We start from the raw sequence: 12,980 nt of genomic DNA, 5'->3' as shown, positions 1-12,980 counted from the left end.
TTAAATATTTAACCAAAAAAAAGAGACCTTTTGAAAAAGATCTCTTATTAATATGCTAAAATTTGCGTTTACATAGCTTTACTGTTAAGATTGGTATCGGCTACCTTAGTCAACAGTTCATCACATTTTTTTTCTTCATTTAGTGTTTCAAGAAGATATTTTAGGCAGTCTTCTTCTTTTAAGACTTTTGCAAATGCGGCAAGTGTTCCGTAGGTTGCAATTTCGTAATGTTCAACTTTCTGGGCTGCTGCAATAATTCCGGCATCTCTTACAGTTCCCGGCTCGGTTTCTTCAATAATGCTTTTTGCCTCATCAAGAAGTCCCTGCATGGCATCACATTTTTTTGCCTGTGCCTTTTTACCCAAAGCTTTAAAACATTCTTCAAGTCGTACTACCTGATTTTCTGTTTCGGCAAGGTGGTTTTCAATAGAGGTTTTCAGCTTTTCATCCGTAGCATTTTTCATCATTGTAGGCAATGCTTTTACCAGTGCTTTTTCTGCCCAATAGATATCTTTTAATGAATCTTCAAAAAGATCTTTCAGCTCTTTCGCTGCGCTTTTTTTAGCAGGAGTTTTTGCTGTTGATTTAGATGATGTTTTAGAAGAAGATTTAGAAGTTGTTGTTGTTTTTGCAGCCGTTTTTTTAGCTGGTGTTTTAGTTTCCATAATAAATTATATTTAGTGATTATTGATTGGTGATGAATCTGCAACTATAAGACCATCTTTGCACAAAATTCGTATATGTGGTATCTAAATATTTAGCTGAATATGAGGATGCTCATAAAAGCAGCAATGATTTTAAGTGTATATTTAAAAATTACCCAATCAAAAAAATAATTATATGACTGCTAAAAAAACACTGAATCTTACCTTGAAGATCTGGAGACAAAAAAACAGCAAAACAAAAGGACAATTTGAAATATATAAAGTTTCTGAAGTTTCTGTTAATTCATCTTTTCTGGAAATGCTTGATATTCTGAACGAACAACTGATTCGTGAAGATAAAGAGCCAATCGCTTTTGACCACGACTGTCGTGAAGGAATCTGCGGTACATGTTCTTTATATATCAACGGAAGGGCACATGGTCCGGATACCGGAATTACTACCTATCAGCTTCATATGAGAATGTTTACGGATGGTGAAACAATTGTTATTGAACCCTGGAGAAGTGTTGCCTTTCCTGTAATTAAAGATCTTATTACAGACCGCAGTGCTTTTGACAGGATTATGGCAGCGGGAGGGTTTATTTCCGTCAACACTTCAGGGAATACACTCGATGCCAATGCGATTGCTGTTCCGAAAGAAAATGCCGATAAAGCGATGGATGCTGCAGCCTGTATCAGTTGTGGTGCCTGTGTTGCCTGTTGTCCAAACGGTGCCGCGATGCTGTTTGTGGGAGCTAAAGTTTCTCATTTTGCACTGCTTCCGCAGGGAAGGGTAGAAGCCAGAAGAAGAGTTCTGAATATGGTAAAAGCAATGGATGAAGAAGGTTTCGGAAACTGTTCTGTGATAGGAGCATGCGAAGTGGAATGTCCGAAAAATATTTCGCTGGACAATATCGCAAGGATGAACAGAGAATATATTAATGCATGGATCACAACGAAATGATCAAGAAAGCAAGCTGGACTAAAAATTTGTAAGATAAACCTATTTATAATGCCTCTGAAATAATAATATATCTTCTGCAATTATTTACTCAAGACATACAAAACTGGGCATATGCAGAAGCGGCCACACTGCGGGAATGATATAAATTTAATTTTTAAAAATCAAGAAGACCTTGGGTAAGAAGTTTCCACTGTATCTTGGCGATACCGATCATTCCTCCGGCTGCAATCATGAAATTCCTGACTTTATCCATAAATACGGCATTAAAATTAGGTTTCTCATTCCTGCCGTAAACACCGACTTTCAGGATATTGCCTTCTTTAGCAATCATAATATTTGATGTTGCCGAACGATTGTAGAAATGAGCAATACGTCCTTTTGGCTGATGAGGATCCCTTGACGGTCTGCACGAAATAAGAAAAGATTCGCAATGATCTGTTTCCCGGTGGGCAATATTTACAATTTCTACCCAGTCATATCCTCCGGCTTCTTCCGTACCCGGGCCAGGAATGCCGATTCTTATGAAATCTCCTCTTTGAGGAATTCTCGTAACCGGCTGCCCGGATTCACTAAAATGTTTAAATTCTGAAGATGCCTTTCCGCAATACTTTTTCCATTCATTAATGGAAAAAAAACGTTTTTTAAGGATTTCAAATTGGGCATCTATTTCAATATCTTTATATGGCTTTGTACTTTCGGTATCATGAAATCCTCCGCTTTTCTGCTTGGGGACTCCGGGAATGTGTTTTGCTTTCATACAATTATGTTTATAGGTGTTTAACAAAGATAGTATCAATATTATGAACTAATTATGAGCAAAGTCACAATCATCTATTTCGAATTGAGTGCAATCATAATTTTTAATAAATTTATTTAAGATATTCGTTTAAATCAAATGAATAAGCGTAGAGTAGTATAGATTATGAACGGAGTAATTATACAATATTTCCATTGGTATTACAAAGGTAAGCTTTGGAATGAATTTGCAGAAAATGCAGAATATTTAAAAAGCCTTGGAATAAGCGCTGCATGGCTTCCGCCGGCTACAAAATGCAATCTGGGTCTCGAAGGAAGGGGATACGATATTTATGATCTTTATGATCTGGGAGAGTTTGATCAGAAAGGAGGAATTGCTACCCGTTACGGAACAAAAGAAGAATATGTAAATGCCATTGAAAAAGCGCATCACCACGGAATTGCAGTATATGCCGATATCGTGCTTAACCACAGAATGGGTGCCGATGAAGCTGAAAAAATAAAAGTTCACCAAGTGGACGAGGAAGACCGTAACAAGATTATTTCAGAACCATTTGAAGTAACTGCACAGACCAAATTTACTTTTCCCGGAAGACAAGGAAAATATTCGGATTTTATATGGGATTACCAATGTTTTAGCGGGATTGACATTGTTTATAAAGATGGCGGAGAACAGACCGGAATTTTTAAAATTCATAATGAATACGGTACAGAATGGACTGACGACGTAAGTCATCAATTAGGAAATTACGATTACCTGATGGGAGCTGATGTAGAATACCGGAATCCTCATGTTGTTCAGGAAATGAAAAACTGGATCAAATGGTATCTCGAAACCACCAAGGCAGACGGATTGCGATTGGATGCGCTGAAACATCTATCTTCCGATTTTCTGAAGGAATGGATTACTTACATAAAAACAGAGCTGAATCCTGATTGCTATATTTTAGGGGAGTTCTGGAAAGATGATGTTAAAAAAATAACGGCTTTTTCCGATAAAATGAATGATCTGATTTCCTGTTTTGATGCTCCTTTGCATTATAATTTTTTTAAAGCATCGGAAGAAGGAAAAGCGTACGATCTTAGCCGTATTTTGGAAGGAAGCTTGCTGGAAGAAAAACCTGTTTTTTCGGTTTCATTTGTTGAAAATCACGATACACAGAAGCTTCAGGCTTTGGAATCTACAGTGCGTGACTGGTTTAAACCTATTGCCTATGCCATTATTTTGCTTTCCGAAGATGCTTATCCCTGTATATTTTATCCGGATCTTTTCGGAGCGGAATATACCGATCTTGTAGACGGAAAAGAGGTAAGTGTTACCATGCCTAAAATTGAAGCGTTGCCAAAACTGCTGATCGCCAGGCAAATGTTTGCAATAGGGGAACAGATCAGATATTTTGATCATCCTGATTGTATTGCCTGGGTAAGAAAAGGTACCGATGAAAAATTCGGCTGTGTAACGATTATCTCCAACGGTGATGAAGGTTTCAAGGAAATAGATCTTGGACAGGAAAATGCGAATTCAAAATTTAAAGATTTTCTTGGTCACAGAACAGAGGTAATAACAACAGATGAAGCCGGTAAAGCAGTATTTTCAGTGAATGGCTGTTCAGTAAGCGTCTGGATAAAACTGCAGCCATAATTTTATAAAAAACCTGAGAACTTCAATATGAAATCCCCAGGCCATCCTAATTTACCGAATCTTTACTTTTTATTATTCTTTAATGATCTTTTTCACGGATGTGGCACCATTTTCCAATGTTACTTTCAGGAGATAAAATCCTTTAGCAGTACTGGAAAAATCAACCTGATTATCTGTAATCTTTGCATTAACAATCTGCCCGGAGGCGCTTATTATTTCCGCGGATCTTATTTTAGACCCGCTTTTAATTGTAACCGTTCCGTGGGTAGGATTTGGATATACTGAAAATGAGTCGTTATTTTTAACATCATTTACGGACAGCGCATTTAATGAAATTCTTTTTAAATTTGTTCCGTTCTCTGAATACGCTACAACCAGGTAATTATTCACAGGATCTACGGCAATATCATTAAAAGTAGAAACTCCGGATGAAATAAAATTTCCTCCCACTTTTATCCAGCTTCCGGTAGAAGCATCAAAGCGATATACAAAATTTCTTCCGTTATCGGAGCTGGAACTGTCCCAGACGGCAGCAATAACATATGGCGTTCCGTTTGGGGATACAGCAATGGCCGTGTTGTTTACAACAGTATCGGAAAAGTTGGCATTACCTACCTGTACCCAGGATGTACCGTTGAATTTTTTTACATTGAGTTTTCTTCCTTCTGCAGTACTGGAAACATATACTACAAAAGGAGTATCATTATACATCGCAATATCGGAATAAGAATTATCCGAGCTGTAAGCGTTTCCTGCCGGAGTACCGCCAACCAGTGTCCAGGAATCTGATGATGAAGCATTGGCGCTGATTCTGTAAACATTTACAGTACCACCTGTCACCTGACACGCATAAACATTATTATCAGAACCCACTGCCATTTCAGCAAAAGTGGCACCTCCCGCAAAGCCTGCATTTCCAAGTTGTTCCCAGCTTCCGTTGCTGTTATATCTCCTTACGGTTCCGGATCCGTCTGATCCATAAGCAAAAAGCGTGTTGTTAGATGATACCGCAAGCGCCTGATAGTTTACGATAGAATTGGTAGCTTGCGTAAGCACACTCCATGATCCTGCACTGAATTTTCTTACCGCCATTCCGGTAGTCGGGGAAAATGACTGATTACTGTAATAAATATTTCCCTGATTATCTGCAACCAAAGCGTTATAAGTGGCTGTTCCCTGAGTAATACCGGGAGATCCGCCAAGATAAGACATAGAGGTTCCGTCGAATTTTTGTACAGATCCCTGGGCAACAGATACATCATAATAAGAAACATAATAATTACCCAAGGCATCAACTGCCAGATTGTTATAACTCGAATTCCCTGCTGAAATAACTGAGGATGAGCCCACATTTTCCCATGACTGGCTGTGTACAAAACCAGTAAGTCCCAATCCAAAAAGAATGACAGCCTTTCTTAAACTAAAAGAAGCGTTTTTTACCATAATAATGTATTTGAATAAATGTTAAAAAATTAAATTACGGAAAGGGAATATTTGATGATATATGGTGTGATTCAGTCGGACAAATTTATATATTGGATTTAATTATTCATGTATTTTTTTAATGAATTAATAAGTATACAGATACTCATTTGATACTTTTAAGGGTGTTTAGTGTTTATTTTTAAACTTTTAATAATATTATTATTTTTTTTAGATCGATGTACAAGATAAAGAATCAGGCTTTGAAATAAATTTCAAAGCCTGATTCTTATGATTTTCGACAATGGCAATTTAAATAGTATCAATCCAGTTATAGATATCTACCGATTGAGGAATTTCTAGTTTTTTCCGTAATCTGTATTTTTTGTTTTGAACCGTCCGTGTTTCAATAAAAGTATATCTGGCGATTTCTTTCGTGGTAAGCTTTAATTTTAAAAGTGCACAAAATTCTATTTCCGACTGCTGGAGTTCCGGGTTGATCTTTAACAATTTGTCGGAAAATTCCGGGAATGCATTTTCAAAAGCAAACATAAAACCGGGATCATTATTTTGGATCAGTGTGATGAGATGATTATAAAGTTCATGAAGGTTGTGATTGTTTTCAATAGTCTTTTTCTTTTTAAGTCTCATATAAAAAAATACAGATGCAGCCAAAACAGCAATAACTGAAAAAATCCAGATTAAAAAACTTCTGAGCCTGTTTTTATTTTGTTCTTCTTCATCTTTATGGATAACTTCCTGCAGCGAATTGTATTTACTCTGAAGGATCTGCAGATCTTTTTGCTTGATCTTATTCTCATAATAAGCGGCACTGTCTTTTTTACCGGTTTCCGTATAAATTTCCTGAAGTGCAAGGTATGAATCGTTGAGATTAAGTTCAACACCGGTTCTGTGGATTATTTTGAGCGCTTTATGAAAATTTTCCACAGATTTTTCATACTCTTTTTTCTTTTTATAATACTTTCCGAGTACCATAAAGTTACTGGCCATGGATTTCTCTTCTGCCGTGACCATGGGTTTTATGCTGATCGATTTTTGAGCAAAGAAAAATGCGGAATCAATATCATATTCAGCATAAATGCTTGCGAGATTAGAGTAATTAAGATATTGAAAATCGGCATATTCATTCTTGTCATGAATTTCTTTACCGCTTTTTATTTCTTCCATTATCTTTTGAGCGGCCTTTCTCGGTTCGCCTTTGTCTAAATAAAGATTGGCAAAACTGCTGAGAAGATTGGCTTTTGCATAAAATACTTTCTTACTGTTCGATTGGTCCTTTTGAAGAAAGGAATAGGCTTTATTCAGATGAACAATGGCCTTGTCATAAAACTTATTAATGGAAAAGCTTTCAGCCATATAAACATTGGCCATGGCCTGATAATATACATCTTCATATCGTTCTGAAGCATTCTGAAGCTGATATGAAGAAAGAATAAGGCTGTCTACAAGGTTTTTATTGTAAAAATATCTGCACTTTTTCTCCAGAAGCTGCATTTCGGATATAGAATCTTTTAATATTCTGGAAGTTTTAATGAGACCGTTGATTTCAGGATAAGCCTTATTGATATCCGATGTGAAAAGTTTGGAATTTGCTTTTACTTTAAGTTTAAATTCTTCGCGGCTTGTTCTTGATTGTGAGTATGCTGTAATACAGACACATAAAAATAATAATAATGTCAGCCGGACGTTTTTCATTACTGAGAAATAAAAACTTTAGATTATGAATTTTGGGTAAATTTAAGAATAAAATTAATATTTAATTCATATTTTAAGATAATATAAATATAATTGGAAAGTATTTGTTGTATTGTTAATTAATATAGCAACGTGAATAGTAAAATTCTATTAAAATTTTAAATAATATATTTGTTTAAATTTTGACACTGAAAAATATTTTTATGGATGATATCAGGATGATTGTAACGGATATGGATGGTACTTTTCTCAATTCTGAGCATGAGGTAAGCCCCGAATTTCCGGAAGTATATGAAGAGCTTAAAAAAAGAAATATCTTATTTGTTCCGGCCAGTGGAAGACAGATGCTCGGCATTACCAAATATTTTGGGGATCTGGAAAACGAAATGGCATTTATTGCAGAAAACGGAGGTTATGTAATCTACAGAAATCAGGAACTGTTTGCCGATAAAATGGAACAGGAGCACATCGTTGAAATCATAAAATCTATCAGAAAAATTCCTGGTGCAATGGCGGTTCTGTCGGGTAAGAAAAAAGCGTATGTTGAAACCGATGAAGCTGCTTTTATCAAATATATTTCCCAATTTTATACTGATAATGAAATTGTAGATGATTTAACTTCAAAAAAAGACGATAGTGTATTTAAAATTGCAGTATATCATCCTGAAGGATCTGAATTAAACGTTTATCCTTTTGTAAAAGATTTTGAAAAATATAATCTGGAAGTTGTGGTTTCCGGGAAATACTGGCTTGATATCATGAATAAGAACATCAATAAAGGAAATGCTTTGGAAAAACTCCAGAATGCCCTGGATATTTCTCCACAGCAGACGATGGCTTTCGGAGATTATATGAATGATATTGAAATGCTGAAGAATTCCAAATATTCTTATGCGATGAAAAATGCACATCCTTCCGTAAAGGAAGCTGCAAGTTTTGAAGCATGCTCCAATGATAATTTCGGAGTTTTAAAGATCATAAAGAATTATCTGGATAAGAACTAAAAAAAGAAGCTGTTTCAACATTTGAAACAGCTTCTTTTCTGAATTAGAAAATATATTATAATTAAGATTCGGTGCCTACTAACCGGTAGCTCATGGTTGCCGGCTCTTTTCCGAACAGACATGAGAAAATATTCTGAAACTCATGAATATACTTACATCTGATCGAATTTCCATAGATTTTCAATCCCTCTACGATTTTTCTTGAGCTTAGGTCAATATCGTATTTAATAAATGCTTCCGGTCTTTCGTATCTGATACGTTGTTCAGAACTGTATGTTCTTGAAAAACCGAATTTTTCCAGCCATTCTTCAGTAATGTGTATCGGCTTTATTGATGCTGCCGGAACAGAAAAACTGTGAATGTCGTTTTCAATTTTCACAAAATAATCTTTTTCATTATCCTGAAAAATTTCAGTGATATTATAAATCTGATTTTTGTATTCTACTAAATTATTGATTTTTAAATCTGCAACGTTCATGATATTTTGTGTGTTTGAGTTATTATTCAAAGTTGGGTGAATGTGTTGATAGTAATGTTTACAAATACTATGCCTTATGTTTTGAATAATATCTTATTTAACGATTAATTTTTATTTTATTTATCTTGCAAACAACTGTATAACCCTTTACAATAAGCAGATTAACAGTTAGAAGCAGGAATTGGCAAAGTTAAAAATGTGGTACTCGTGTGGTAGGTGAAATTTTAACATTTTTGAAATTTATCAAATTTAAGTGATATAAAAATTTACGATATATAAAGTTATCTTATGTTTATTCTTTTCTTAAAGAAGATTTATTGCAGAAAATTATTACATTTAATGTTGAAAAATCACCGGATGATACAAAACTTTCCTTTCTATTTAGTACTGATTATTATTATTGTCCTTCTTATTATGCTGGCTAATAAAATTAAGGTTGCGTATCCTGTTTTATTGGTTGTTGCAGGTTTGATTATCAGTTCGATACCCAATATTCCTGTAGTAAAAATAGACCCTGAACTAATCTTTATCATTTTTCTGCCGCCTTTATTATATGAGGCTGCATGGGCAATTTCATGGAAAGAACTTTGGAAGTGGAGGCGGATTGTAGGGAGTTTTGCCTTTATTGTGGTATTTCTTACTGCTACAACAGTTGCATTCGTGGCCAATCATTTTATTCCGGGATTTTCTCTTGCGCTGGGTTTCTTATTGGGAGGTATTGTTTCACCACCGGATGCTGTAAGCGCTGGCGCTATTCTTAAATTTGTGAAAGTGCCGAAAAGAATGTCTTCCATTCTGGAAGGCGAAAGCCTTTTGAATGATGCTTCTTCCTTGATTATTTTCCGTTTTGCCATGATTGCCGTTGCAACGGGTCAGTTTATTTGGCATGAAGCTGCATTAAGCTTTTCATGGATGCTCATCGGAGGAATCGGCATAGGTGTGCTTGTCGGCTGGCTGTTTATGAAAGGCCAGAAAATTCTTCCTACGGACGCTAATATGGATACTATTCTTACCATTGTAGCGCCGTATCTGATGTATATTGCAGCGGAAGAAGTTCACAGTTCCGGCGTTTTGGCGGTGGTAAGCGGTGGATTATTGCTTTCGAATAACCGTCATAATTTCCTCAGTACCTCATCTCGTCTTCGGGGAATTAACGTTTGGGAAAGTCTCGCATTTGCTTTAAACGGAATTGTTTTTATTTTAATAGGTCTTGAACTCCCGGAAATTACATCCGGACTGGAAGGGGTGAGTATTTCATCGGCTGTCGGTTATGGTTTATTGATTACGGCTGTTTTGGTATTGGTAAGAATCCTTTCTGCGTACGGAGCCGTTGTTGTAACGCTGATTGCCCGAAATTTTATTGCGGTTGCAGACAGCAGGAATCCTGGGTTTAAAGTGCCGGCTATTCTGGGATGGACGGGTATGAGAGGAGTAGTGTCTTTAGCGGCCGCCTTATCGATTCCCGTAAAATTATATCCGGGAGGACCGGATTTTCCTCAGCGAAACCTCATTCTTTTTATTACATTCATTGTTATTCTCACCACGCTGGTTGTTCAGGGACTTACGCTGCCGCTTATCATCAGAAAAGTTGATCTTCCTGAATATGACGATCATCTGCCGGACGAAGAAGCGGAAGACATGATTCGTCGTGAGCTTGCTAAACTGACGGTTCAGCATTTAAAAGAAAATCATAGCGAGCTTCTCGGTAAAAGTGTTTTTCTGCAGCAGATTCATGAAAAATGGAAAGGTAAAATTGAAGAAGAATCTGATATTAAACTTTCCTCCGAAACCAAAAATGCCTATCTCCATCTTCTTGATGCACAAAGAGCATGGCTTATTGAGCAGAATCATGATGAAAAGCAATATTTTGATGAAGATCTTATCAGAAAGCACCTCATGAAAATTGATCTGGAGGAAGAAAGGATATTACTGGTTCATTAGGAACATCATAACCTTCTGCAGATATTCATCTTCTTTCAGAACTTTATTGTACGATTGCCTTGCATATACCGGTGATAGCTCGTAATTATCCGGTTTGGAATTGATATCTTCATTCTCAATATAGTTAAGGTGGCGGGTGTAGTCTTTAATAAGTTTGTTGATCGTCTTTCTTTTCATTTTGCATAAGGTATTGTTCTTTATCTTCTGCAGAGAATTAAGAATAAAAGATTTGTCACCGTGGAAGTTTACAACATTTTTCACAAAAGAAAGGTTGTGATTATCCTGCATTACAGAATGTTCATCTTCAAAAATCATGATCGTAAAAGGTATTAATTGTTTAAAATGGTTTCAAAACACTTATGGTTGATTTTGAAAATCAATTGACGGGTATGGAAAAAGACTTCCAAAATACCTTAATAAGGCAGTCTTTCTGAATAATAAAGTGAGTTGACATACTATTAATTTTAATGTTGGTGTGTAAAAAAAATAAAGACTTATTGTTTAAAATTTCATATTCAAATATCTAACCAAAAAAAGTAATTATTTTAAAATTATTAAATATTTGTAATAAATCCTCTTAAAATTGAAATAATTAACAATAAAAATGCAAAAACGTGGTATCTTCCGAATAATTATTAAATGAAAAACCTCTCTAATCAGGAGAGGCTGTAATAAAATTGACTATGTATTGAGTATTCTCAATCTATTTATTGCTTTCCAGCCATTTCAGACGGCGAAGATCCGGTAAATGTTTAACACTGAAATTTTCAAACACGGCATTAAAACCGTTCCCGTCCGGACATGCTGCCATAAGACCAACCATTACAGGTGAATTATCCTGAAGATAGGCATTGCGCATCATCGTATAGTTTTTATCATCAAAAGAGTAGAAAATTTCTACGGCGTCAAGTCTCCTTACGGCTTTTATCCAAACCTCCGAGGGCGTTTTATCAAGTGTGATAACACTCCAGTCGCTGGTAGTGTGGGTTACTACCGTACTCAGATTATACTTGCCGTCTACAAATTCAATTCCAGCTTTGATGTAATTTTCCTTATCAATCCTTAACATGAGCCCGGACTGGTCGAATCTGGTTTTGTAATTTCCTCTTATTTTCACCTTAGCTTCAAATTCTCCTCCGTACATGGTGTATAAGAACGGAGCATCATCAACAGTAAAGCCGTAATGAGAAATCCGCCAGTAATCGCTTTGAGGTGTTACAAACATATTCAGGGTGTTGTTTTTAATTTCCCATTTTTCAGGCTCGTTAAACCACATCATTTTTTCCAGTGTCTGTGCCATAGCTTTATTAATTATACATAGTGCAAAAAAACTTAAAAATATTCTCTTCATTCTTTATACGATATTTCCAATAGCTTTAATATTATTAACTTAGCAAAAATATCATTTAAAGACATTGTACTCAATACTGAAAAATAACCATTTATGGAGATCGTAAAAAAACTTAATCAGGTTCTTCTTCAGGAACAATATGATAACAGAAAATGCATGATGGACACGGAAGTGTACAAGAATATTGCAGATATGTATACAAAAACGGAGCATTCAATAGCCGTGCTCAGTGATATGCAGAATAACAGGAGTTATGTATTCAGTTCGGGAATAGCCTTGGAGCTTGGTCTTAATTTCCAAGATCGTCCTACAGTGATAGATTCTATATGGGAAGAAGAAATCCTAAAAAAAATGCATCCTGATGATAAGCTTAAGAAATATGTTCATGAGCTCAGATTTTTTGAATTTTCATTAGAAACGGAACCTGAAAAACGTTCAGAATTCAGCGTGCTTTCAAGAATAAGAATAAAAAATAAAGAAGGAATCTATAAATTTGTTGTACACAGGATGTTTTACTTTTTCTCACCATACAACACAAAATTACGATTTGCGCTCTGTCTGTATAATCTGGATTTTGATCAGTCTAAACTTTCACAGCCATCTTTTTCGATTATCAACTCGGTAAAAGCAGAAGTGGTTATAGAAGATAAACTTAATTATACCACTATTCTTTCTAAACGCGAATTAGAAATCCTGAAATATATTGGTGAAGGGTGTACCAGCAAGGAAATCGCAGGAATTCTTTCAATTAGCATCAATACAGTAAACAGGCACAGGCAGAATATCCTTGAAAAATTAAAGGTGAAAAATTCTGTAAGTGCTTTTAGCGAAAGTTTAAACTATAATCTTGATAAATTGTAAATATTTGAAAATAATATCTTTATCTTTTTATAATCCCTAAACGTTTATTGTCTTTTTATTGTTTTTTCATTGTATCTTTTGAAAATATAAACAGGTATTATGATTTTTTAATAGAAATTTTACAGCCTTATTGAAAAATACTAGTGAAATAGAGATTTGTTTTTTAAATTAATGTTATATTTGTTATAATAACAATTAACA

General features: G+C 35.3%; 12 protein-coding genes. 5 read left to right on the top strand and 7 right to left on the bottom strand.

The annotated features are described in order from the left end of the window. Positions 1-68: 68 nt before the first annotated feature. Positions 69-665 (bottom strand): ferritin-like domain-containing protein, encoded by a 597-nt coding sequence (locus ODE14_RS04815; RefSeq protein ID WP_263603168.1) that lies wholly within the window; start codon positions 663-665, stop codon positions 69-71. Between the two features lie 175 nt (positions 666-840). On the opposite strand from ODE14_RS04815, the gene ODE14_RS04810 reads away from it, so the two are divergent. Beyond that, complete coding sequence (locus ODE14_RS04810) at positions 841-1,608, top strand: succinate dehydrogenase/fumarate reductase iron-sulfur subunit (protein WP_263603167.1); 768 nt, start codon at positions 841-843, stop codon at positions 1,606-1,608. Positions 1,609-1,762: 154 nt separating this feature from the next. On the opposite strand, the gene ODE14_RS04805 is transcribed toward ODE14_RS04810, so the two are convergent. Then, complete coding sequence (locus ODE14_RS04805) at positions 1,763-2,365, bottom strand: hypothetical protein (protein ID WP_263603166.1); 603 nt, start codon at positions 2,363-2,365, stop codon at positions 1,763-1,765. A 165-nt stretch (positions 2,366-2,530) separates the two neighbouring features. Between ODE14_RS04805 and amyA the strand changes: the two genes are divergently transcribed. Next, positions 2,531-4,006, top strand: coding sequence for an alpha-amylase (amyA, locus tag ODE14_RS04800; protein WP_263603165.1), 1,476 nt, complete (start codon positions 2,531-2,533; stop codon positions 4,004-4,006). 72 nt (positions 4,007-4,078) lie between these two features. Here amyA and ODE14_RS04795 read toward each other — a convergent pair whose 3' ends face one another. Both ODE14_RS04795 and ODE14_RS04790 read right to left on the bottom strand, forming a co-directional pair. After that, positions 4,079-5,449: a T9SS type A sorting domain-containing protein gene (locus ODE14_RS04795; protein WP_263603164.1), complete on the bottom strand. Its 1,371-nt coding sequence runs from the start codon at positions 5,447-5,449 to the stop codon at positions 4,079-4,081. Between the two features lie 291 nt (positions 5,450-5,740). Beyond that, on the bottom strand, positions 5,741-7,144 hold the full coding sequence (locus ODE14_RS04790) for a helix-turn-helix transcriptional regulator (RefSeq protein ID WP_263603163.1): 1,404 nt from the start codon (positions 7,142-7,144) through the stop codon (positions 5,741-5,743). 203 nt (positions 7,145-7,347) lie between these two features. Between ODE14_RS04790 and ODE14_RS04785 the strand changes: the two genes are divergently transcribed. Continuing rightward, a complete protein-coding gene (locus ODE14_RS04785) occupies positions 7,348-8,148 on the top strand; it encodes an HAD family hydrolase (RefSeq protein WP_248393306.1) in 801 nt (266 codons plus the stop codon). 61 nt (positions 8,149-8,209) lie between these two features. On the opposite strand, the gene ODE14_RS04780 is transcribed toward ODE14_RS04785, so the two are convergent. Beyond that, the gene (locus ODE14_RS04780; protein WP_248393309.1) at positions 8,210-8,626 is read right to left on the bottom strand and encodes a hypothetical protein; all 417 of its coding nucleotides are present in this window, start codon (positions 8,624-8,626) and stop codon (positions 8,210-8,212) included. 357 nt (positions 8,627-8,983) lie between these two features. Here ODE14_RS04780 and ODE14_RS04775 point away from each other — a divergent pair, with 357 nt between their 5' ends. Further along, positions 8,984-10,567 (top strand): Na+/H+ antiporter, encoded by a 1,584-nt coding sequence (locus tag ODE14_RS04775; RefSeq protein WP_263603162.1) that lies wholly within the window; start codon positions 8,984-8,986, stop codon positions 10,565-10,567. Here the strand turns inward: ODE14_RS04775 and ODE14_RS04770 are convergent. Next, the gene (locus tag ODE14_RS04770) at positions 10,553-10,882 is read right to left on the bottom strand and encodes a hypothetical protein (protein ID WP_248393315.1); all 330 of its coding nucleotides are present in this window, start codon (positions 10,880-10,882) and stop codon (positions 10,553-10,555) included. The two genes, ODE14_RS04775 and ODE14_RS04770, sit on opposite strands and share 15 nt — an antisense overlap. Positions 10,883-11,270: 388 nt before the next feature. After that, entirely contained in the window at positions 11,271-11,918 is a 648-nt protein-coding gene (locus ODE14_RS04765; RefSeq protein ID WP_263603161.1) for a DUF1349 domain-containing protein, read from the bottom strand. A gap of 93 nt (positions 11,919-12,011) precedes the next feature. Here ODE14_RS04765 and ODE14_RS04760 point away from each other — a divergent pair, with 93 nt between their 5' ends. Then, positions 12,012-12,779: a response regulator transcription factor gene (locus ODE14_RS04760; protein ID WP_263603160.1), complete on the top strand. Its 768-nt coding sequence runs from the start codon at positions 12,012-12,014 to the stop codon at positions 12,777-12,779. The last annotated feature ends 201 nt before the right edge of the window (positions 12,780-12,980 follow it).

The sequence above is a fragment of the Chryseobacterium sp. PET-29 genome, from assembly GCF_025736815.1.
GTDB lineage: Bacteria > Bacteroidota > Bacteroidia > Flavobacteriales > Weeksellaceae > Chryseobacterium > Chryseobacterium nepalense.
The sequence above is the reverse complement of the archived record's forward strand: the minus strand, read 5'-3'. Positions and strand labels throughout refer to the sequence as shown.